Genomic DNA, 23,103 nt, shown 5'->3' with positions numbered 1-23,103 from the left:
CCGTTGCGGTCCCAGGAAAACTTCGCCCTTCATCCTGCCTCATGCGAACAGCCCCCGCATGAACCAGTTCACCTGCCGGGGCGTCGCCTCGCGGCAGAGCCAGAAGCGCTGGCCGCCCAGGGTCTCCGCGACATAATGGTCCTGCCGTGCCGGCGCCGGCAGCAGCACCGAGCGTTCGCGCCCGGCCTCGTCGTCCTCGAAGCGGTTGCGCTTCTGGCTGGTCGTGGTCTCGCCGGCAGGGATGCTGCCGATTTCATCGCCTTTCTTGCCCCAGCCGAATTCCTCCTTGGAAATAGTAGGCAAGGCCGGCGCCACCTGTTCCCACCAGGGGGCGGCAATGCGCTCCGGCCCCTGCAATTGCGTGATGTGGTGCGGGGCGCCGCGCCAGCGGAAATGGCCGGGCAGCCCGTCCGGCCTGGTGGCGAGGATCTGCAAGGGTTCGGGCTGGTCGAGGAAGAGGGGCGGGCGCAGGCGCGAGCGGTCGGGTTGCGGCCAGGCGGGCTCGCTCTCTCCGGCGTCGCGGGCCGTCTCGGCGCGGGCTGGATCGTGCCGTTCCACCGGATGGAGCTGGCGCACCGTGCCGGGGCCGAGGCGCTGGCGCAGGGCATCGATCAGTTCGGCACGGCGCTCACCGGGATCGGCCTCGGGCTGGCGCCGGCCATCGCGCAGCGACAGGCGGGCCTGGCGGCTGCCGATCTTCTCGGTGCGGGTGGCGGCGAGGCTGATGGTCTCGAAGCCGAAGCCGGCGTCGATGGTTTCCCCCAGGCGTTCCAGGTCGAGCGTGACGAGTCTCGCGACATGGCTGGGATCGCGCGTGGCGGAGGCGAGGCCGATATGGATGGTGCGCACCTCGCCATCGACACGAAAGAGGCGCAACTGCAACACGCGCGCGGCGACGCCGTCGCGGGTGAGGGCCGGCACGAGATCCTGCATCAGGCGGGTGGCGACATGCACCACGGCCGCCTGGCTCACCACCGGCTCCAGCAATTGGCGGCTGCGATGATAGAGCGGCGGCTGCTCGACCAGGGTGAGGGCCTCGTCGCGCATGTTCATGGCCTGGTCGAAGCGCCGCAGCAGCAGGGCGTCGAAGCGGGAGGCGAAGGGCGCGCGCGGCTTGCCGATGAGATCGCCGACTTGCTTGAAGCCGAGACGCCGCAGCGTCTGGCAGAGATCGTCGGGCAGGCGCAGGGCCTGTAAAGGCAGGCCTGTCAGCGCCGGACCGGGATCGGCGCCCTCGGCCAGGATGAAGTTCGCCTGGGGATGGAAGCGCGACAGGGCCCAGGCGGCCCCGAGCGTATCGGCAAGGGCCACCCGCGCGCCCAGGGAGAACTGGCGCAGGCGCTTGACGATGTCGGCGAGCAGAGCCTCCTCGCCGCCGGCGAGATGGCTGGCGCCGGCGATGTCGAGGAAGAGCCCGTCGGCGCCATCCGCCTCGCGATAGAGGGCGATGGCGGGCGTGTAGCGCAGGGCCCACAGGCCAAGGCGGTGCAGCGCCTGGGCGTCGGCCTCCGGCGCGAGCGGGCGCGTCTGCAGGCCTGGCACCTTGGCGCGGGCATCGGCCACCAGCCCGCCTGCCGCCAGGCCCTCCTGTTCCGCCAGCCGGCTGGCGGAGGCGATGCGCGGGCCGCCCGCAGCCTCGACCGTGAGGATGAAGGGGCTGCGCGGATCGACGGTCTCAGGCGACCTTGGCGTTTTGGACTGAGAAATCAGAAAACGCTGGATCGGCCAGCGCGGCAGCCAGATCGAGACGATGCGTGACATGGTCGTACTCCATGAGCCAGAGACCGCTTTGCCCGTTGCGGCTGCGTTCGAGCTGAACGCGCCAGCGCCAGGCGGTGAGAAGGCCGAACCGGTCGCGCGGGCCCGCTGCCGCACCGATGCGCCAGCGGGTGACGGCAACGGTGGCGGAGGGGGCGAGGGGAGGGCGCAGCAGGAAGAGCGGGCAGGGCGCCGAGGCGGCAGCGAGCTGCTGGCGCCGGCTGGTGGCGGCATCGAGGCCGCCGCCCGTCAGCGCCGCCACGGCGGCAGCGGCGCCGGAACGCAGGATTTCCTCCAGCGCCCAGGCCGCCTCGACCTCGCTGCCGGCATGGACCAGCACGAGCCGGGCCGGATCGAGCCCGAGGCCCCGCAGCCCATGCCCATGGAGCCGGCCGAGCCCGTCCAGCCCGCGCGGCGAGGTGACCAGCCAGACCGCGTCCTTGTCCTGCCTGTGCACCAGGCGGGAGACGAGGAAGGCCAGCGCCGAGGCCGTGTCGAAGATCGTCCGCGGCGCGATCTCATGCAGCCCGTCGAGCGCCAGCCCGCCGCCCGGCAGCTTCTGGTCCACATCCTCGATGCCGAAAGGCAGGACGCCGGCATCCGCATGCACATGGTCGAGCCGGGGCAAGAGCAGGCGCAGGCTCGCCAGCTTCTCGGCACGTTCGTCAGCAAACTCGGAGGGAGGGGGTACGCGTATCGTCATGGGCGAAATCCGTTTCACCCAGACTAGAACAAAACAAGAACATTTCAAGTGGAGTCTTAGGATAAGACGCTCGAAACGCGCCAGGAGTCAAACATGGTAAAAACACCCTTTCCGGCGTCTGGGTAAGAAGTGTATTTCTTTTCAAAGAGATAAGGGGTTTTTCGTTCCCCGTTCGGGTGGCTCTGTGTCAAGCACCCTCCTCGCCCTTCTCGCTATAACCGTTCACACGATGAGAGATGATTTTCGCTCTCCCAATCCGGCCTCACTCCACGCTATTCATAACGGACGACAGGCCCAAGGAGAGACCATGCCCCAGACCATCACCCCCGAAGAAGCAGCCGACCGGCTCGCCATCCGGGACCTGATCGATGCCTATGCCCATTGTGCCGACCGGCGCGATGCCGCGGGACAGATGGCGCTGTTCACCGAGGATACGGCCTTCCATGTCTTCATGGACAGCAAGGCGCCTGAGCCGACCTATGCTCTCCACGGCCGGGAGGCGCTCGCCCCTGTCTTCGCCGACCTGAACCAGTATCGGGCCACGACGCATTTCAACGGGCAGAGCACCATACGCCTCGAGGGTAACAGCGCCACCGGCGAGAGCTATTGCATCGCCCACCATTTGACGGTGGACGGCGAGAAGCGGACGCTGATGGTCGCCTCGATCCGCTATCTCGACCAGTTCGTGAAACAGGATGGCGCCTGGCTGTTCGCCGAACGCAAGCTGATGGTCGACTGGACGGACACGCGCGCGTCGGCGCCGTGACCGGTTTGGGGGGCGGGTCTTCAGACCCGCCTGCCAGCCCTCATCCGCGACGTATCAGGCGGGTCTGAAGACCCGCCCCCAGTGCACCCACCTCTGTCGTAAACAGCGCTCCTTAACGCTTCTTCAGAGCCTCCGCCAACGCCGCGCCGAAGGCGCCCTGGCCGCCGGGCTTGTCCGGCCGGCCCTGCCCGGGCCGCGGCGTATTCGGCTTGTCCCGGCTGTCGTCCCGCCGCATCGGTTTCGCGGCGCCGGCACCGGCGTCGCGGCGCATCGACAGGGCAATGCGCTTGCGCGGGATGTCGACCTCGATGACGCGCACCTTCACGACGTCGCCGGCCTTCACCACCTCATGCGCATCCTTCACGAAACGGTCCACCAGCTGGGAGACATGCACCAGGCCGTCCTGGTGCACGCCGATGTCGACGAAGGCGCCGAAGGCCGCGACATTGGTGACCGTGCCCTCCAGCAGCATGCCGGGCTTCAGGTCCTTGATATTGTCGATGCCCTCGGCGAAGGTCGCGGTCCTGAATTCGGGCCGGGGATCGCGGCCGGGTTTCTCCAGCTCCGCGATGATGTCGCGCACGGTCGGCAGGCCGAAGCGCTCGTCCACGAAGACGCGCGGATCGATTGCCCTAAGGGCGGCGTTGTCGCCCATCAGCGCGCGGACATCGCGCCCGCAGGCCGCGACGATCTTCTTGGCCACGCCATAGGCTTCCGGGTGCACGGCCGAGGCGTCCAGCGGCTCGCTGCCCTTGGGGATGCGCAGGAAGCCGGCGCATTGCTCGAAGGCGCGCGGCCCGAGACGGCTGACCTTCAGCAACTCCTTCCGGTTCGAGAACGGCCCGCTGGCATCGCGATGCGCCACGATGCCTTCCGCCAGCGAGGCGCCGAGACCGGACACGCGCGCCAGCAGCGAGGCGGAGGCCGTGTTGAGGTCGACGCCGACGGCGTTCACCGCATCTTCCACCACGCCGTCCAGCGAGCGCGCCAGCCGATACTGATCGACATCGTGCTGATACTGGCCCACGCCGATCGACTTCGGCTCGATCTTCACCAGCTCCGCCAGCGGATCCTGCAGCCGGCGCGCGATCGACACGGCGCCGCGCAGCGAGACGTCGAGATCCGGGAACTCGGCCGCGGCCGCCTCGGAAGCCGAGTAGACCGACGCCCCTGCTTCGCTCACGATCACCTTGAGGGGCTTGGGTGCGGGCAGGGCGGACAGCATCTCCGCCACCAGCTTCTCGGTCTCGCGGCTGCCGGTGCCGTTGCCGATGGCGATCAGTTCGACGCCGTGCTTGCGGACGAGGCCGGCAAGCTCCGCCTGGGCGCCGCGCACGTCGTTCTTCGGCGGGAAGGGGTAGACGGTGGTCGTCGCCACCAGCTTGCCGGTGCCGTCGACCACGGCAACCTTCACACCCGTCCGGATGCCCGGATCGAGCCCCATGGTGGCCCGGGACCCGGCCGGCGCGGCGAGCAGCAGGTCCTTGAGGTTGCGTGCGAAGACCTGGATCGCCTCCTCCTCGGCCCGGCCGCGCAAATCGCCCATCAGGTCGAGATAGAGGTGCAGCGAGAGCTTGACGCGCCAGGTCCAGCTCGCGATCTCCATCAGCCAGCGGTCGCCGGGCAGCGCGTTTCCGATCGCATAGGCCTGAGCGATCATGCGCTCCACCGGCTTCACGGGCGAAGTATCGTCGGCATCGACCTCGATATCCAGCGACAGCACGTCCTCGTTGCGCCCACGCAGCATCGCCAGCGCCCGGTGGCTGGGCACGCCGGACCATTTCTCGACATGGTCGAAATAGTCGGAGAATTTCGCGCCGGCGTCCTGCTTGCCCTCGATGACGCGCGCGCGCAGAAAGGCCCGCTCCTTCATGTAGGCGCGCAGGCGGCCGACGAGATCGGCGTTTTCGGCGAATTGCTCGGCCAGGATATCGCGCGCGCCTTCAAGCGCGGCCTTGATGTCCAGAACCTCGTCGGTGAGATAGGCCTTGGCGAGGTCCGCCGGCGCTACCTTCCTGTCCGCCAGGATCGCCTCGGCCAGCGGGCCCAGACCGCGCTCGCGCGCGATCTCGGCCTTGGTCCGGCGCTTGGGCTTGTAGGGGAGATAGATGTCCTCCAGCTCCGTCTTGGTGACAGCGGCGGCGATCTTGGCTTCGAGCTCGTCCGTGAGCTTGCCCTGCTCGCGGATGGAGGAGAGGATGGTCTGGCGCCGCGCCTCGAGTTCGCGCAGATAGGCAAGCCGCTCGGCCAGCAAGCGCAACTGCGTGTCGTCGAGGCCGCCGGTTGCCTCCTTGCGGTAGCGGGCCACGAACGGAACCGTGGCCCCCTCGTCGAGCAGCGCGATGGCGGCGACCACCTGCTGGGGCCTGGCGTTGATATCCGATGCGATGATCGAGGCGATGCGTCCGCTGTCTCTTGTGCCGGTCATGCGCTCCTCGTTCGAAATGGCGGGTCGCGCACGATAGTGAAGAGTGCGCGGCATCGCCATGGTTCAGGCGGGATGGGCGGGCTTCTCCACAGCCTGTGGCCGCCCCTGGCGTGAATGGAAATTTCCTTGCTTATAAATCTGAAAGAAATCTACTTTCATGGGCAACAACCCCTGCAGCGGCTTCGATCCCACGGCCGCGCGCATGATCGTGACGGAATGACGCCATGACCTCAGTCCAGCTCGCCGTGGTCGGGGCCCATCTCGCGGGCATGCCGCTGCATCACCAGCTCACCTCCCGGCAGGCACGCTTCGTGCGCGCCAGCCGCACGGCGCCGAGCTACCGGCTCTATGCCATGGCCGGCACGACCCCGCCCAAGCCGGCCCTGGTCCACGCCGCCGGCGGCGGCTCGATCGAGCTCGAGATCTACGAGCTCGATGTCGCGGCTTTTGGCAGCTTCGTCGCGGAGGTCCCCGCTCCGCTGGCGATCGGCACAGTGGCGCTCGAGGACGGCACCAGCGTCAAGGGCTTCGTGGCCGAGCCACGGGCGATGGAGGGGGCTGAGGACATCACCGCGCTCGGCGGCTGGCGGGCCTTCATGGCACTGCAGGCGGGGTAGGCAGCCCTTGTCAGCCGGTCGATGCGGCGGTGAAAACCGCCAATTGGGCATCGAAGGCCCGCTTGAAGGCCGGCCGCGCTTCGCCGCGCGCGACATAGGCGGAGAGGTTCGGATATTCGTCCAGCAGGCCCGACCGGTTCAACCTGCGCAGCACCGACACCATCATCAGGTCGCCGGCGCTGAACCCCCCATCGAGCCAGTCGTCATCGCCGAGGCGAACGGAAAGTTGCTTCAACTGGTCTCGAACGCGATCCTCGACCAGAGGCAGGCGCTCTTTGCTCCAGGGCTTGTCGCCCTCCAGAAGCCTGGCGGTTGCGAGTTCCAGGATCGGCGGCTCCACCGTGCTGAGCGCGGCAAACATCCACGTGATTGCGCGCGCCCGGGCATTCGCATCGTCCGGCAGCAGGCCAGCATGGCGCTCCGCGATATGGAACACGATCGCCCCCGACTCGAACAGAGCGAGATCGCCTTCCTCATAGGTCGGAATCTGCCCGAAAGGATGGAGCGCCCGATGCGCGGGTTCCTTCATCGCGCTGAACGAAACAAGACGAACGTCGTAAGCTTGGCCCACTTCTTCGAGCGCCCAACGAACAGGCATGTCACGCGCCAGCCCCCTGCCGCGGTCGGGCGATCGTTGAAAGGCTGTGATGGTGGGGGTCATGGGAAGGCTCCCGGTATTGCGTCACGCTGTCGAAAGTGACGATTCGATTTTTGCTCTTTGCATCCGAAGGACGAACGGCCGGCGCGGCTCCCGACAACCTGCCTTGCTTTCCCTGGCCAGGGGATTTCGCGGCCCGAACCTTCTGCGCTGGGCAGGGGAATTTGCAAGTCTGCTTTCCACTCTGGCGCGGCATGGCGTTGTCGCGAATAAAGGCCAACCCTTGCGTGTTCTACATGGGGGGCTGGAGGGGTTGGACCGCGCGTCCGGCCCGGAAGCAACATCTGCCTCAATGGCAAAGGAGGTTGCAATGTCCCGTACCTATCTTCCACTCATCGCCGGTGTCATTCTCGCCATTGTCTATGCTGCGACGGCTCCCGCCGCCAACGTCCACACGGTGACGGGAACCACGGGTCAGCCCGGCCAAACAATTGGCACCCCTGATACGGGGAATGTCACGCCGGGCCACGCCAGCAGTGCCCCGGGTTCAGCCTTCAACCCAAATGGCAACGCGGGAATGCACTACGCAGGCACCCAGTCGCAGAACTCCAAGAATCCGAAGAGCGTATCTCAGTACGACGTGGCTGGTTTCCAGCAGTTCCATAAGCCGAATTGACGCAATTGCGCATGGCAGAGGCGGATTCGCTGCGATCTCCACCCGGAGGCCGCAGCGGATTCACGCATGGCGAGAATTGTTGGCCGGGCCTCCGCGTCACGCCGCCTGTCTGTCGATGCCCATGCCCCAGCTCTTGGCCTGCATCAGCCGCCCGGCGAGGGCGAGGATGGCGTCGTCGGCGAAGGCCGGCGCGATCAGGGTGACGCCGGCCGGCAGGCCGTCCTGGCGGAAGCCGGCGGGCACGGCGATGGCGCAGCAATCGAGCAGGTTCACGAAATTGGTGTAGCGCCCGAGATTGGAGTTGAGGGTGATCGGATCGGCCTGCATGGCGGCCACGGTATAGATGGTCGGCGCCGTCGGCAGCAGCATCACGTCCATCCCGGCCCATTCGGCCTCGGCCCGGCGGCGCAGCGCCTCCAGCGCATAGGCGCCGCGGAACGCCTCCACGGCGCTGATGCCGCGCGCGCCTTCGATGATCCCTCGCACGGTCGGATCCATCGCGTCGGCCTTCTCGTCGACGAAGGCCTCGATGGCGGCGAGGCGTTCGGCAACCCAGGGGCCGCCATAGAGCAGGCGGGCGCATTCGCGGAAGGGGGCATAGTCGATCGCCACCCTGGTGCCGCCGAGGGCGGCGAGCCGGTCATCGGCCGCGTCATAGAGGGCCGCGACCTCCTCGTCGCCGTAGAATTCCCGCTCCGCCTCCCCGAGCACCCCGTAGCGGAAGCCCTTGGCCGGCCAGGCCGGCGCCTCGCGCGGGTGGCGTGAATAGGGATCGGCCGCGTCGAAGCCCTCGCCGATCCGCCGCACCAGCCCGGCCTCGGCGACGCTGGCCGCCAGCACCGTGATGCAGTCCAGGCTCCGGCAGGCCGGCACCAGGCCGGTGGTGGAAAACAGGCCGCGCGTCGGCTTGATGCCGACGAGATTGTTGAAGGCCGCCGGAATGCGGCCCGAGCCGGCCGTGTCGGTGCCGAGGGCGAAGGAAACCTGGCCGGCCGCCACCGCCACTGCCGAGCCGGAGGACGAGCCGCCGGAGATGTAGCGCCGGTCGAACACCGAACGCGGCGCGCCATAGGGCGAGCGCGTGCCGTTGAGGCCGGTGGCGAACTGGTCGAGATTGGTCTTGCCGATCAGCAGGGCGCCGGCCGCCTTCAGCCGGGCCACCACGAAGGCATCGGCCTCAGGGCGATAGGCGAAGGCGGGGCAGGCGGCGGTGGTGTCGAGATCGGCGCAGTCGATATTGTCCTTCACGGCGAAGGGAATGCCCCACAGCGGCTGATCCGGCTTGGGACCGGCGGCCTCGAGCGCCCTGGCGGCGGCCCGGATCGCCGCGTCGGGCAGGCGGCTGATCCACACCGCCTTGTCGGGATGGCCCTCGATGCGCGCCAGGACGGTTTCCACGACCTGCGAGGGAGAGAGGCTGCCCTGGCGATAGGCTTGCGACAGGGTCGCGATATCGAGCATGGCGGGCAACATCACGCGGTCTCCGCCAGCGCGGCGATGTCGCCGGCTTTCCGGCCTGTCGTCGGTCTGCGAATTACCATTTCCATTTCCATTTTCACCGACTCCACGATCACCCTCGGCAACCACCCGCCGCGCCCTGGCCGGATGTCTCGGGGGCAGGCGTCGTCGACACGAGGCGGAACCCTAAAGCAAAGCATCTTCTGTCTGCATCGACCGGCAAATGGGGGGCGTCATTCCGGACGACCGAAGGGAGATCCGGAATCCATGAACACTGTCCTGTGAGGTTGGTGTTCATGGATTCCGGCGTTCCGCTTCGCTCCAGCCGGAGTGACGGCGCCCCCGCGATCCAATCTAACGCCATGATGCTCTAACCCATCAACGCAACGCCACAAGCCGAGCAAGCAGCGTGCCAAGGACAATATGGCTCGATTCCATTGCGTAGCATGGATAGGTTCGCGCGGGTGGCGGCAGGCAAGACGAAAATCGACGCATATCTGCTCAAGATTTGGGCCATGCGCGCTCCGAAATTGGCAGGCCGGGCCGCTTCAATCCGGGAGAGCGGCGATGGTGGTGTCGGTGCCACAGGCGCTTAGGGATCGTGGAGAAATCAATGCTTGAAGCGCGACGCGGTCGGCAGTCGGGCGAGAAGAGTCGGTTTGAAAAAAGGACGAGGCGGTTGCGCCCCCTCGCCCCGTTCTTACGGGGAGAGGATAGAGGTGAGGGGCTGCGCGACTTTCGCAGGACTATTTTCTTAAACAAATCAAATGGATACAGTGAGACGCTGAGGCGTCATGGCGACTTGAAGAAGGCTAATCCCAGAGCTTTGCGCAGCCCCTCACCTCTATCCCTAGTCAACTCAAGAGAGTTGACGACACCCCGTAAGAACGGGGCGAGGGGACTTCGACGGCGCGTTCTATTCTCAACCGTCTCATCTCGCTCACCCGAATTGCTTGCGTCTATTCTTCTCGAGCTGGGATGTGTGAATTCGACAGCACCAGTCGGGGAAGGATTTTTTCGCGCCCCATGCGCCGATAATACGGAGATGTGTGAACGCCATAGACGAAGCTGAAAGCGGCGGGGAGGGGAGAGCCATCTGGAGCGAAGAACTGTATTCTCACCACAACGCGCAAACGCTCTCGTTCCCACGCCCTTTCCGGCTGGGTTGATGAGGAGACCGGGCGATGGCGGCTGCGGAGCAGCCGTGAAGGCAGGATCATGGAAGATGCAGGCCGCACTGTCGGTGCAGGCCGCCATCGCCCCGTTCCGGCTGCCTGGCACGCTGACAAGGCGCGCAAGGCCACCTGTTTTTCCGCCTTCAGCAAGGCGGAGGCGAGCCGGGAGCGGATGGCACGGACCATCCGAACCTGACCAGCCGGCTCGGTCAAGGGGCTCAGCGCTGCAGTCCTGGCCGGACAGTGGCATGAGCCGTCTTCACCGCATCGGCGGGAGATGGGGACGGAGGCGCTGCCGGGCTCAAGCCCGTCACGCCCCGTCCAGGGATCGCGTGGCACTTCCATGGGGTGCCGATCCCGTCTGTCCCGCTCGTCACCCCTGGAGGTCGGCTTCGAGAGAAGCGTGACCGCCGCAGGCCTATCGCTTGGACAGGCTGTCGGGGTGGATGGAGGCGTTCGGAGCCGGGTTGCGCTTGCGCCGGCCGCTGACGCCTCATTCCGTTAGGGAATAAAGCATGGGACCGAACGAAAGTCAAGATCCGTTCTCTTTTTGTGTCGATGAACACCAACGCCTGTGTCGCCGGCGGAGAAGGATGCCGCGAACACTGGCCCGCGGGCTATGCCGTCACAGGCCGCCGATCAGAATTTGTAGCTTGCACCGAGGGTCGCCACCACCTGGTCCCATTTCGACTTCACCGGCCCGTCAAAGGTCTTGTAAGTCTTGTAGTCGAAGTCGCTGTAGCGTACCTCCGCACGCCCGATCCAGTGGTCGGTAAAGGCGTACTCCGCCCCCAGGCCGGCAGTCCAGCCGATATGGGTCTTGCTGCTGCTGGTCGTGGGGATCGGCAGGCGGATGATGCCTTCCGTCCCGGAACTGGTGAGCTTGCCATCCGCGAATGCAACGCCGCCCGTGCCATAAAGCAGAAGCCGATCGATGGCGTAACCCGCACGCACACGCAGCGACCCCTGCCAATCGCTCTTCAATTCGAGCCGCCTGTGCTCCGTGCCAGCGAGATAGACGGCATGGGCAGACTTGTCGATGTCGGCATAATCGACATCGCCCTCGAGCCCGATCACAAAGGAATTCAGTTGATAATTGTACCCGCCATGAAGGCCACCGGCAAAGCCGGAGACATTGAAACTGTCGGTGGTGAACTGGGCGGGAGGGAAAAGACGGCTCTGGTTATCCTTTTCATGGCCCCAGCCATAGCCGGCGTGCAGACCGATATAGGGGCCGGTCCAATCGAAGGGCGTAACGGGCGCAACCGGCTCCGAAGGCTTCACCATCGGCAGGTCGGCAGAAAAAGCGCTTCCGACAGACAGCAGGAGGGCGGCGAATCCGAGGGCAAACTTCATCTTGCGAACTCCTGAAGCGTTTTGCGATTTGCCGGAATCGGCAAGAATCGCAAAGACGCGTCGAACCAAAGAGTTAGAGTAAAGCAGCGTTTACGCTTAAACGCGCTTTGCTCTGGGGAAGCCAGTGCGTCAACGTAGCAGAGTCTCGTGAAGGAGTATGTGATTGGAAAGTCACACCCGACCTATATTCCCGCCATTTGGCTGGATAATGCCGGACGACGGATCACCCGGAGCGCCATGACTTGTTATCGGGCTCGATGGCCACTTCACCGGCCGGCGCCCCCGCCGGGAACGCGGGTTTCCATGTTCTCTGGCGAGGACGCGGCGAGGCGTGGTAGGATGTTACTTGGACGTTGCGGAATCCGGAGATCGCGATACAAATCCGCGCAGGCTCCCCGCAAGGGAAGCACAAGCTCAACGAAAGTCCATCCATTGCAGGTATCTTCAACGACAAGGCGGCGCCCGGTCGCAAGTGTGGCGGCCATGAGTCTGCTCGCTTTCGGCCTCGCCTTGGGGCCGGCGACGTCGGCGGCAGCCCAGCAGCAGCCGGCCGCTCCGGCGCCGGCCCAAGCCGGACCGCAGGCTGTGAAGCTCGAACCCACGGCTGTTCTCGTGCTGGTTCGCTCGACGCTGATTGCGCTCGACCAGGCCAACAAGACCGGCAATTATTCGGTGCTGCGCGATCTCGGTTCTCCCGACTTCCAGCGCAACAACACGCTGCCCAAGCTGGGCGAGATCTTCGCCGGCCAGCGCAATGCCGGTCTCGATCTTGGCGGCGCGCTCATTCTCGAGCCGACGATCACCCTGCAGCCGCAGATCGAGAAGAACGGGCTTCTGCATCTGGCGGGCTATTTTCCGGTCGGTCCGGATGGCCGCCTGAATTTCGAGCTGTTCTATCAGTTCGTCGACCAGAAGGTGATGCTCTACGGCATCAGCGTGAACCTCGCCACCACGGCGGGCGCCGCTCCTGCTGCCAATGCGCCGGCCGCACAGACCCCGGCACCCGCTGCCCCGGCGCCGGCTGCTGCTCCTGCGCCGGCCGCCGCACCTGCGCCGGAACCGGCGAAGCCCAAGCCGTAGGGGGCACCCAACGCCGCGTGGACTCACCATTCCCGGAACGGGAATGGTGAAGAGGTGTAGGAGGATGAGGGTCTCTCTGTACCCGACGAGACAGCTTCTTCCTACTCGAACCGGGGAAGGATTCAGGGCGCCTTGGCCTGATAGGCCGGGATATGTACATGCCATAGCCCGCAAAGGGGGAGGGAAGTGGCTGGTGCCGCGCCCTTCTTGAGTCCCCCAACAACGTTGGCGCCTATGGGCGTTGCGCCATGGTTCGAAATCCTGGTGGCCGGCCCTCGCCTGGCCTGATCTCGACTCACAGGCAGCGCAGTCTCCAAGGGCAACGAGCCGTCGATCTGTCTATTTTTCGCCGTAATGACCTTCCGACCTTCCCTAACGTCATTTTTTCACTTGTAATTTTGCAATATCTCTTTGCAAGATAATTACTTAACTCATGGCATAATTTTATTCCTGTAAGGAAATATTCTCTGTCGGCCTGCCTTGGCCATTTCAATGCGCAAAATCGCACAAAAAGGCGTATCGGGAGGTAAGTTTCGAGCCAAATTTAGGTATTTTGAAGGGAAACAGGGAGAGGTAACCGAACACGGATTTGGGCCGTTCTTGCCTTTTGGCACTCTTCAAAGCGCTGTGAATCTCAAAAAATCTGATCCGTTGCAGAAGTGCAACAACGCCTGAGGACGGAGGTAGCTGGGAACCATCGTTGAAGTATTGAAATCGGTTTCACAGTTTTTTGATTGCCGCGCAGCGCTGCCTATTCGTTTCGCTTTTTCTGGACATTTCAGTGTTGCTGAAATCCGGCCGGATACCGTTTGTTCGGTTAATGCCTCGTCGTCCGTGCAACGAAGTGACGTTGCGGGATGGCCGCGAAACATAATTTTAAGCGAAAACTAAAGACAGCGTCAGATAAATCGATTAATCAATAACGATAACTGTATGACGTGAGGGCAGTTCAATAGAAATTCTTAGATTCACGCCCGTGATAACTGTAATACCGATCTCGCCCAGACAATTTCGAAAGTTACCACTCTCTCGAATTATGACACCTGCCCGTCGTGTTGCTTAAGTATGATAAATGATCGTTTTTCGATCACCGGCACATAAAAACGCACAGTTACGGATTGTTGGCGATTTGCGTGTTAAGTACGAAACAGGTTATGAGCGTTACAAATCGGAAAGATCGGGGCCTTCCGTAACAACCGAGCCACACTTCACTGAAGTGATGGGTCGAAGCAGCACCCCGGCACTCCAGATCCGAAACCAAGACCGGAAATCCGGCGGGTGGAGGACGATTGAAGGACGGCCAGGCCCGCGCGACTTTCAGTTGCGGGCCAGCCATAACACGACGACCAGGACAGGCCGAGCCTCGCAATGCCTCAGAACGACAGCATCTCCCTCGCCAAGCACGCCAACCGCAGCTTGCGCAGGCGTATCTACGCGGTCCTGCGCATGGCGCACCGCGTGCTGGGCATGAAGGACAAGCGGCTCGGTCTGGGCTCGCTGACGGGCGGCGGGGGCACGCTGGCGGCGGCGCTTTATGGCGGCGTGAGTGTCGCTGCCGTGCTGCTGGCCACGACGGGTGGCGCGCAGGCGCAGTACAACGGTAGTGTTCTAGGCGTTTACGGTAACGTGTCAGGCACCTCGAGCATCGCTCTCGGCGGTTCCACGACCACGAAGGCGACGGCCAACGGTGGCGGGACGATCGCCCTTGGTGCCAACGCCAATGCCCAGGGCGGTGCCGGCGCCACTGTTGCCGCGATAGCCATAGGCGCCAATGCAACGGCCACCTCGCCCAGCACCGGCGGCCAGTCGATTGCGATCGGCGGTTTGGCCAACGCTTCCAGCCCAACGACGGGCGGCGACCAGGTTGCCATCGGCGCTGCGGCGAATGCGAGCGGCCAGGATGCGATTGCGCTCGGCGGGCAGACGACTGCGAACGCTACCGATTCAATCGCCATTGGTGGCGGTGGTTCTTTAGCCGCTTTCACCACCGCAAGCGGCGTTGGCTCCGTCGGCCTGGGTGTTGGGGCACTCGCAACACAGAATGGCTCGTTCGCAGCAGGCTATGGCGCGGCGTCGACCACGATCAACTCGGTTGCAATTGGTATTTCGTCAAATGCCAGCGGCGCGGGATCGACCACCACCGTCACCCGCACCGGCGGTACCAGTGCCACGCCCATGCCAGGCAATAGCGAAACTGCCATCGGCGCTGGGGCACTCGCGACCGATTCCGCCTCGACTGCAGTCGGTACCAGTTCGGTTGCCAAACTGGGTGGCGTGGCGCTCGGTTATGCCGCCAACGCCTCCGTGACCGGCGTGGCGCTGGGCTCGCAGACCACGGCCTCGGGCACGACAGCCATTGCGATCGGCACGTATCTGACGGCCTCCGGCAATACGGCCATCGCCGTGGGCCGGGAGGTTACTGCTTCGGGTAATTTCTCCGTCGCGCTTGGAAACACCGCCCAGTCTACCCAGAACAATACCGTGGCCATCGGCAATTCGGCGAATGCAGGCGGGGTGCGCGCCATCGCCATCGGCGGCGGCCTGAACGACGGTTCGGTGACCCGCGACGCAACGGCAGCACAGGCAGCCGCCGCCAATTCGATCGCTTTGGGCGCCAATACCAGCGTTAACGCTGCTGCATCCGGCGGCATTGCCATGGGTCTTGGCGCCAGCGTCACTGCCGCGGCCACCGCAAATGCCGTCTCTATCGGCGTGAGTGCAACCGCGGGTAATGTCGGTGCGACCGCGCTGGGCAATGCGGCCAACGCCAGCGGTGCCAACGCCATAGCATTCGGTACTTCTGCCAAGACCAGTGCCACCAATGCTATTGCCATCGGCTTGTCCTCCAACGCTGCGGGCGCCAACGGTGTCGCCATGGGCGCGAGCGCACTCGCCGGCGCCACCGGCCAGAACGTGGCGATCGGCGCGGGTGCCAACGCCAACGCCGCCTCTGCGGGTGGTGGTGCGGTCGCCATCGGCGTCGGCCAGAAGGCCATCGGCGATGGTGCGGTCGCCCTCGGCGATCCCAACACGGCCAACGGCACCGGCGCCGTGGCGCTAGGCGCCAACAATGTCGCCGCCGGCGACACCGGCGGTGCGACGAGCGCCAACGGCGCCGTGGCCGTCGGCAACGGCAACTTCGCCATCGGCCAGGGCTCGCTTGCGCTCGGCAACAACTCGAATGCTGCGGCAGCTGGCGCGCTCGCCCTCGGCGATACCGCCAAGGCATCGGCGAACAACGGTATCGCGATCGGCTCGAGCGCCAGCGCGGCGCTGGCCAACGGCCTCGCCCTCGGACAAAATGCGAACGCGTTCGGCTCCTCCGGCTCAGTCGCGATCGGGCTGGGCGTCACAGCCGGCCAGGGAGCCCTTGCGATCGGCGGGCCGGGCGATTTCGCCGGGAACACCAAGGCGCTCGGCAATGATTCGACGGCCATCGGGCCGGGGGCGGTTGTCAACGCGGGCTCGACCGGCGCCGTGGTCGTTGGCCCCGGCACCGTTGGAGCCAATTCGCCGCACGCTGTCAGTGTCGGCGACGGCACCGTGACGTCGGCTCAAGGTGCGGCTGCTTTCGGGTGGGGCGCAAGCGCGTCGGCCGGTAACGCCATCGCACTGGGAGCGGGCGCCACCGCGGGCAGTACCAATGGGGTCGCACTCGGCTCCGGATCCACCACGGCGGCGGCGGTCAACACCACCGGCACCACCATCAACGGCACAGCCTATACCTTCGCCGGCACGGCGGCGAACTCGACGGTCAGCATCGGCACAGGCGGCGCCGAGCGCACCATCACCAATGTCGGCGCCGGCCGGATCTCGGCGACCTCGACCGACGCCGTGAACGGTTCGGAGCTCTTCGCTTCCAACCAGGCGATCGGCGCGCTCGGCACCAACCTCAACACCCTTGGCACCTCGGTGGCCACCGATCTGGGCGGCGGTGCCACCTACAACACCACAACAGGCGCGGTATCGGCCCCGACCTACACCGTCAACGGCACCGCCTATAACAATGTCGGCAATGCCTTCAACGCGATCAACACCTCGATCTCGGGCGGCGGCATCCGGTATTTCCACGTCAATTCGAGCGGCACCGATTCCACGGCGAACGGTGCCAACGCCGTCGCGGTCGGCCAGAGCGCGGTCGCTTCGGGCACGAGTTCCATCGCCCAAGGTCTGTCCGCCACAGCCAGCAACACCAATTCCCTCGCCATAGGCGTGTCGTCCGCATCTGCCGCCACCAACGCCGTTGCCATCGGTTCCGGTGCGACGACGGCCTCGGCGGCCAGCGGCGGCGTTTCCCTGGGCAACCTGGCGAATTCCCATCAGGGCGGTGACATCGCCATCGGCAGCGGCGCGAATGCGGTCGGCAACTCCAACAACGGCAATGGCTCGATCGCCTTGGGCGCTAACTCCACTGCCTCGGTCGGCTCGGTGGCGGGCGGCGGTGGCGGCTCGGTTGCGGTCGGCACCGGCGCCACGGTTACGAATACGGCCGGCGGCAGCGTGGCCGGCACCGCCATCGGCGGCGGCGCGCTGGCGAGCAGCACGAACACCAAGGGCAGCTCCCCCGTGGCCCTCGGCTATCATGCCAATGCCACGGGCGTCGGCTCACAGGTTTCTATCGGCGATAGCGCCGTCGCGACGGGCGAGAACGCCGTTGCCATCGGCGGCCATCCCTTTGCGTCCGGCACGATTGCGACGGGCGATTTTTCGGTCGCCCTCGGTGCGTCTGCCACGGCGACGGGAACGAACGCACTCGCCTTCGGCGGTGACAAGACGGCCGGCGCCTCGGCCGCCGGCAACAATGCGCTCGCCATCGGCGCCGAGTCGACGGCGTCCCTGGATGGGGCGATGGCCTTCGGCCTGCTGTCCAAGGCAACGGGCGTCAATTCAACCGCAATCGGCCTCTCGTCCAAAGCCAGCCAGACCAACGCCATCGCCCTGGGGGCAAGCGCCAACGCCAGCCAGACCAGCGCGATCGCCATGGGCGCCAACGCCAGCGCCGCCGGCGCCAACGGTGTGGCCATCGGGTTGAGCGCCATCTCCGGCGCCACCGGCCAGAACGTCGCCATCGGTCCCGGCGCCAATGCCAATGCTGCCTCGGCGGGTGGCGGTGCGGTTGCCATCGGTGTCGGCCAGACGGCCATTGGCGATGGCGCGGTCGCCCTCGGCGATCCCAACACCGCCAACGGCACGGGCGCCGTGGCGCTGGGCGCCAACAATGTGGCTGCCGGCGACACCGGCGGCGCGTCGGCCGCCAACGGCACCGTGGCGATCGGCAATGGCAACTTCGCCATCGGCCAGGGCTCGGTTGCCCTCGGCAACGGCTCGAATGCCGCGGTCGCCGGCTCGATCGCCCTCGGCGACACGGCCAAGGCCTCGGCCAGCAAGGGCGTGGCGCTCGGCTCGGGTTCGACGGCCACCAACGCCAACGACGTCGCTCTTGGCGCAGGCTCGGTGACGGCGACGGCGGTGGGCACCCCCACGGTCACCGTGGCCGGCACGAGCTTCGCCGTGCAGGGCACGAGCCCCGGCAGCACGGTGAGCGTCGGCGGCGTCGGCGCCGAACGCACCATCACCAATGTCGCCGCCGGACGCGTGACGGCGACCTCGACCGATGCCGTCAACGGCTCGGAGCTCTTCGCCACCAATTCGGCCCTCGGCACGCTCAGCAACAACACCAATGCGCTGGGCAATTCGGTCGCCACCAATCTCGGCGGCGGCTCGACCTACAACACCACCACGGGCGTGGTGAGCGCGCCGACCTACACTGTGGGCGGCAACACCTACAACAATGTCGGCAGCGCGCTCAACGCGATCAATACCACCGGCATCAAGTATTTCCACGCCAATTCGGGTAAGGCGGACGGTACCGCTACCGGAACCGACAGCGTCGCCATCGGCCCGCTGGCGGTATCGAGCGCGTCAAACACCATCGCGATGGGGCTCTCGTCAAATGCTTCCGCCACCGATGCGGTTGCGATCGGTGCGGGAGCGAACGCCAATACCGGCTCGGCCACCGCCGTCGGTACGGGCGCCAGCGCGAGCGGCGGTACCTTCTCAACGGCCTTGGGTGCGGGCGCGGCTGCGAGTGCCGGCTCGACTACGGCGATCGGTGCATCCGCGAATGCGTCGGGCGGGACCTTCGCAACCGCGATCGGCGCCAGCGCAATTGCCGCCAATGGCTCGGCAACGGCGATCGGTGGCTTTGCGAATGCGTCGGGCGGAACATTTGCCACCGCGATCGGCTCTTCGGCGAATGCCGCGGCCGGTTCCGCCGTCGCGATCGGCGCGAATGCGACAGCCAGCAATTTTGGCGACGTCGCCTTGGGCACGAATTCGACGACGGCAACCACGGTGAACACCACGGGCGTGACCGTCGGCGGCACCGCCTACACCTTCGCCGGTACCAACGCGACCTCGACCGTCAGTGTCGGCAGTGCCACGCCGCGCACGGTCACCAATGTCGCGGCGGGCCGCATCAGCGCCGCCTCGACGGATGCGGTGAACGGCTCGGAACTCTTCGCCACCAACCAGGCGGTGAATGCCGTTGCCACCTCGGCGACGACGCTCGGCAACGACATCAACAATCTCGGCAATTCGACGGCCTCGACGCTGGGCGGCGGCACGACCTTCAACACCACCACCGGCACGCTGTCGGGCTTCAGCCAGAATATCAGCGGCATCAGCACGACCGGCGCGGTGGGCGCCGCCACGGCGCAGACCACGGTCGCCGGCGCGCTGACGGCGCTCGACGCCAATACGAAGAACCTGGCCAACATCGGGGTCAAGTATGACGCTCCCGGGGGCAACAAGATTACCCTGGGCGCCACGGGCGGCGCCGGCGCGCCGGCGGGCGGCGTCACCATCACCAACCTCGCCAATGGCGCGGTGACCTCGACCTCGACCGACGCGGTGAACGGCTCGCAACTGAACGCCACCAACACCACGGTGAGCAATCTCAGCAACACCACCAGCGCGCAGGGCAACTCGGTCGCCACGAATCTCGGCGGCGGCTCGACCTACAACACCACCACGGGTGTGGTGAGCGCGCCGACCTATACGGTAGGCGGCAACACCTACAACAATGTCGGCAGCGCGCTCGCCGCGATCAACACGACAGGCATCAAGTATTTCCACGCCAATTCCACCTCGTCTGACTCCCAGGCTACCGGCTCGGAAGCCATCGCGATCGGTGGAAGTGCGGTGGCGAGCAACCAGGCCGGTTTCGCCGCTGGCTTCCTGGCGTTTTCGAATGGCCAGTCTGCCGTGGCGATCGGCACGCGCGCTCAGGCGACGGCCGACAATGCGACGTCTCTGGGCTCCTCGGCGGTGGCCAGTGGCGGGGGCGCCACGGCAGTCGGCACGGCCTCCCTTGCCGGTCAGACAAATGATACGGCGCTGGGCAACAACGCCAAGGCAACGGGCGGCGGCTCAACGGCGCTGGGCAACTTCTCCGTCGCCAGCGGTGGAACTTCCACGGCGGTTGGTCCGGTGGCGACGGCCAGCGGCACCAGCGGCATTGCCGTTGGTTTCCAGGCCAACGCCGCCGGCACCAATGGCATCGCCATGGGCGCCAGCGCGGTCTCCGGCGCCACGGGCCAGAACGTCGCCATTGGTGCGGGTGCCAACGCCAATGCCGCCTCGGCGGCTGGCGGTGCGGTTGCCATCGGCGTCGGCCAGAAGGCCCTCGGCAACGGCGCTGTGGCGATCGGTGATCCCAACACCGCCAACGGCACGGGCGCCGTGGCGCTGGGCGCCAACAATGTGGCTGCCGGTGATACCGGCGGCGCGTCGGCCGCCAACGGCGCCGTGGCGCTCGGCAATGGCAACTTCGCCATCGGCCAGGGCTCGGTTGCCCTCGGCAATGGCTCGAATGCCGCGGTCGCCGGCTCGATCGCCCTCGGCGACACGGCCAAGGCCTCGGCCAGCAAGGGCGTGGCGCTCGGCTCGGGTTCGACGGCCACCAACGCCAACGACGTGGCGCTGGGCGCGGGCTCGGTGACGGCCAACGCCGTCAACACTGCCGGCACGACCATTGCCAACACCGCCTACACCTTCGCGGGCACCAATGCGGCGAGCACCGTCAGTGTCGGCGGCGGCGGCGTGGTGCGCACCATCACCAATGTCGCGGCGGGGCAGGTCAGCGCCACCTCGACGGACGCGGTGAACGGCTCGGAACTCTTCGCCACCAACCAGGCGGTCAACGCCGTCGCCACCTCGGCGACGACGCTCGGTAACAACATCAACAATCTCGGCAACTCGACCGCCACGACGCTGGGTGGCGGCACGACGTTCAACACCACGACCGGCACGCTGTCGGGCTTCAGCCAGAACATCAGCGGCATCAGCACCACGGGCGCGGTGGGCGCCGCGACGGCGCAGACCACGGTTGCCGGTGCCCTGACGGCGCTCGACGCCAACACCACCAACCTGGCCAACATCGCGGTCAAGTATGACGCCCCCGGCGGCAACAAGATCACGCTGGGCGCCACCGGCGGCGCCGGTGCGCCGGCGGGCGGCGTCACCATCACCAACCTCGCCAACGGCGCGGTGACCTCGACCTCGACGGACGCGGTGAACGGCTCGCAGCTGAACGCTGTCGCGACGACCGCCAACAAGGGCTTCAATGTCACCACCGCGGCCACCGGCACGGGCACGGTGACGGGCACGGCGGTGACCAACATCGCGCCGGGCGCCACCGTGACCTATACGGCTGGCAACAACATCGCGATGACGCAGACCGGCAACAATATTGCCATTGCGACCAGCCTGACGCCGACCTTCACCAGCGTGCAGACCGGCAACTCGCTGCTCAACACCAATGGCCTGACCATCACCGGCGGCCCGAGCGTGACGACGGCCGGCATCAATGCCAACAACACCAAGATCACCAACCTCGCCAACGGCACGGCGGCCACCGACGCGGTGAATCTGAGCCAGTTGAATGCGGTGGCCTCGTCCGCGACCACCAACCTCGACAATCTCGGCAATTCGACGGCCTCGACGCTGGGCGGCGGTACGACGTTCAACACCACGACGGGCACGCTGTCGGGCTTCAGCCAGAACATCAGCGGCATCAGCACGACGGGCGCGGTGGGCGCCGCGACGGCGCAGACCACGGTCGCCGGCGCGTTGACGGCGCTCGACGCCAACACCACGAACCTCGCCAACATCGCGGTCAAGTATGACGCCCCCGGCGGCAACAAGATCACCCTGGGCGCCACGGGCGGCGCCGGTGCAGGCGCGCCGGTGACCATCACCAACCTCGCCAACGGCGCGGTGACCTCGACCTCGACCGATGCGGTGAACGGTTCGCAGCTCAATGCTGTCGCGACGACGGCGAACAAGGGCTTCAACGTCACCACGGCGGCCACCGGCACGGGCACGGTGACCGGCACGGCGGTGACCAACATCGCGCCCGGCGACACCGTGACCTACACGGCCGGCAACAACATCGCGATGACGCAGACCGGCAACAATATTGCCATCGCCACCAGCCTGACGCCGACCTTCACCAGCGTGCAGACCGGCAACTCGCTGCTCAACACCAACGGCCTGACCATCACCGGCGGCCCGAGCGTGACGACGGCCGGCATCAATGCCAACAACACCAAGATCACCAACCTCGCCAATGGCACGGCTGCCACCGACGCGGTGAATCTGAGCCAGTTGAACGCGGTGGCCTCGTCTTCGACCACCAACATCGACAATCTGGGCAATTCGACGGCCTCGACCCTGGGCGGTGGCACGACCTTCAACACCACCACCGGCACACTGTCGGGCTTCAGCCAGAACATCAGCGGCATCAGCACCACCGGCGTGGTGGGCGCCGCGACGGCGCAGACCACGGTTGCCGGCGCGCTGACGGCGCTCGACGCCAACACCACGAACCTCGCCAACATCGCGGTCAAGTATGATGCCGCCGGCGGCAACAAGATCACCCTGGGCGCCACGGGCGGCGCCGGTGCCGGCGCGCCGGTGACCATCACCAACCTTGCCAATGGCGCGGTGACGGCAACCTCGACGGACGCGGTGAACGGCTCGCAGCTCAATGCTGTCGCGACGACGGCGAACAAGGGCTGGAACCTGTCGACCAACAAGGGTGCGACGACCAGCAACATCGCGCCGGGCGGCACGGTCGACCTGAGCAACACCGACAACAACATCGTGATCGGCCAGAGCGGACCGAACGCGACCTTCAACCTGGCGAGCACGGTGGCGATCGCCAGCAGCCTTACGGTCGGCGGCACCACCAAGCTGGACAACACCGGCGTGACCATCACGGGCGGCCCGAGCGTGACGACGGCCGGCATCAATGCGGCCAGCAAGGCGATCACCAATGTCGCGAACGGCGTTGCGGCAACCGATGCGGTGAACGTCTCGCAGCTGAACGCGGTGGCCTCGTCCGCGACCACCAACATCGACAATCTCGGCAACTCGACGGCCTCGACTCTCGGTGGCGGCACGACCTTCAACACCACGACCGGC

Annotated in this window: 11 protein-coding genes and 1 pseudogene; 6 read left to right on the top strand and 6 right to left on the bottom strand. The window is 66.2% G+C overall.

Annotated features, from left to right (window positions below):
• Positions 1–39 precede the first annotated feature (39 nt).
• Positions 40–1,761, bottom strand: coding sequence for a Y-family DNA polymerase (locus QQL24_RS07605; protein WP_284311343.1), 1,722 nt, complete (start codon positions 1,759–1,761; stop codon positions 40–42).
• The gene (locus tag QQL24_RS07600) at positions 1,676–2,461 is read right to left on the bottom strand and encodes an ImuA family protein (protein WP_284311342.1); all 786 of its coding nucleotides are present in this window, start codon (positions 2,459–2,461) and stop codon (positions 1,676–1,678) included. Before QQL24_RS07600 ends, QQL24_RS07605 begins: the two co-directional genes overlap by 86 nt.
• Positions 2,462–2,768: 307 nt before the next feature.
• On the opposite strand from QQL24_RS07600, the gene QQL24_RS07595 reads away from it, so the two are divergent.
• Positions 2,769–3,227, top strand: a complete 459-nt coding sequence (locus tag QQL24_RS07595; RefSeq protein WP_284311341.1) for a nuclear transport factor 2 family protein — start codon at positions 2,769–2,771, stop codon at positions 3,225–3,227.
• A gap of 112 nt (positions 3,228–3,339) precedes the next feature.
• On the opposite strand, the gene QQL24_RS07590 is transcribed toward QQL24_RS07595, so the two are convergent.
• Positions 3,340–5,655, bottom strand: coding sequence for a Tex family protein (locus QQL24_RS07590; protein WP_284311340.1), 2,316 nt, complete (start codon positions 5,653–5,655; stop codon positions 3,340–3,342).
• Between the two features lie 224 nt (positions 5,656–5,879).
• Between QQL24_RS07590 and QQL24_RS07585 the strand changes: the two genes are divergently transcribed.
• Complete coding sequence (locus QQL24_RS07585) at positions 5,880–6,272, top strand: allophanate hydrolase-related protein (RefSeq protein WP_284311339.1); 393 nt, start codon at positions 5,880–5,882, stop codon at positions 6,270–6,272.
• 10 nt (positions 6,273–6,282) lie between these two features.
• Here QQL24_RS07585 and QQL24_RS07580 read toward each other — a convergent pair whose 3' ends face one another.
• Entirely contained in the window at positions 6,283–6,933 is a 651-nt protein-coding gene (locus QQL24_RS07580) for a glutathione S-transferase family protein (RefSeq protein WP_284311338.1), read from the bottom strand.
• 307 nt (positions 6,934–7,240) lie between these two features.
• Between QQL24_RS07580 and QQL24_RS07575 the strand changes: the two genes are divergently transcribed.
• Positions 7,241–7,546, top strand: coding sequence for an adenylate cyclase (locus QQL24_RS07575; RefSeq protein WP_284311337.1), 306 nt, complete (start codon positions 7,241–7,243; stop codon positions 7,544–7,546).
• Between the two features lie 99 nt (positions 7,547–7,645).
• Here QQL24_RS07575 and atzF read toward each other — a convergent pair.
• Positions 7,646–9,019 (bottom strand): annotated as a pseudogene (gene atzF / locus QQL24_RS07570) (allophanate hydrolase); the annotation flags it as partial.
• A gap of 1,203 nt (positions 9,020–10,222) precedes the next feature.
• On the opposite strand from atzF, the gene QQL24_RS07565 reads away from it, so the two are divergent.
• A complete protein-coding gene (locus QQL24_RS07565; protein WP_284311336.1) occupies positions 10,223–10,375 on the top strand; it encodes a hypothetical protein in 153 nt (50 codons plus the stop codon).
• A gap of 443 nt (positions 10,376–10,818) precedes the next feature.
• Here QQL24_RS07565 and QQL24_RS07560 read toward each other — a convergent pair whose 3' ends face one another.
• On the bottom strand, positions 10,819–11,535 hold the full coding sequence (locus tag QQL24_RS07560) for an outer membrane protein (RefSeq protein WP_284311335.1): 717 nt from the start codon (positions 11,533–11,535) through the stop codon (positions 10,819–10,821).
• A 483-nt stretch (positions 11,536–12,018) separates the two neighbouring features.
• Here QQL24_RS07560 and QQL24_RS07555 point away from each other — a divergent pair, with 483 nt between their 5' ends.
• Both QQL24_RS07555 and QQL24_RS07550 read left to right on the top strand, forming a co-directional pair.
• Positions 12,019–12,615 (top strand): hypothetical protein, encoded by a 597-nt coding sequence (locus QQL24_RS07555; protein WP_284311334.1) that lies wholly within the window; start codon positions 12,019–12,021, stop codon positions 12,613–12,615.
• Between the two features lie 1,368 nt (positions 12,616–13,983).
• A partial coding sequence (locus QQL24_RS07550; protein WP_284311333.1) for a hypothetical protein occupies positions 13,984–23,103 on the top strand: 9,120 nt, incomplete at its 3' end.

This window comes from Labrys miyagiensis (assembly GCF_030160835.1).
GTDB lineage: Bacteria > Pseudomonadota > Alphaproteobacteria > Rhizobiales > Labraceae > Labrys > Labrys miyagiensis.
Note: the sequence above shows the minus strand (reverse complement) of the source record. Positions and strands in the feature narration are given on the sequence as shown.

Bases quoted from the DNA above. Each gene is read 5' to 3' on its own strand.
- QQL24_RS07605 (WP_284311343.1), bottom strand. From the start codon at position 1,761: ATGTCACGCATCGTCTCGATCTGGCTGCCGCGCTGGCCGATCCAGCGT.
- QQL24_RS07600 (WP_284311342.1), bottom strand. From the start codon at position 2,461: ATGACGATACGCGTACCCCCTCCCTCCGAGTTTGCTGACGAACGTGCC.
- QQL24_RS07595 (WP_284311341.1), top strand. From the start codon at position 2,769: ATGCCCCAGACCATCACCCCCGAAGAAGCAGCCGACCGGCTCGCCATC.
- QQL24_RS07590 (WP_284311340.1), bottom strand. From the start codon at position 5,655: ATGACCGGCACAAGAGACAGCGGACGCATCGCCTCGATCATCGCATCG.
- QQL24_RS07585 (WP_284311339.1), top strand. From the start codon at position 5,880: ATGACCTCAGTCCAGCTCGCCGTGGTCGGGGCCCATCTCGCGGGCATG.
- QQL24_RS07580 (WP_284311338.1), bottom strand. From the start codon at position 6,933: ATGACCCCCACCATCACAGCCTTTCAACGATCGCCCGACCGCGGCAGG.
- QQL24_RS07575 (WP_284311337.1), top strand. From the start codon at position 7,241: ATGTCCCGTACCTATCTTCCACTCATCGCCGGTGTCATTCTCGCCATT.
- QQL24_RS07565 (WP_284311336.1), top strand. From the start codon at position 10,223: ATGGAAGATGCAGGCCGCACTGTCGGTGCAGGCCGCCATCGCCCCGTT.
- QQL24_RS07560 (WP_284311335.1), bottom strand. From the start codon at position 11,535: ATGAAGTTTGCCCTCGGATTCGCCGCCCTCCTGCTGTCTGTCGGAAGC.
- QQL24_RS07555 (WP_284311334.1), top strand. From the start codon at position 12,019: ATGAGTCTGCTCGCTTTCGGCCTCGCCTTGGGGCCGGCGACGTCGGCG.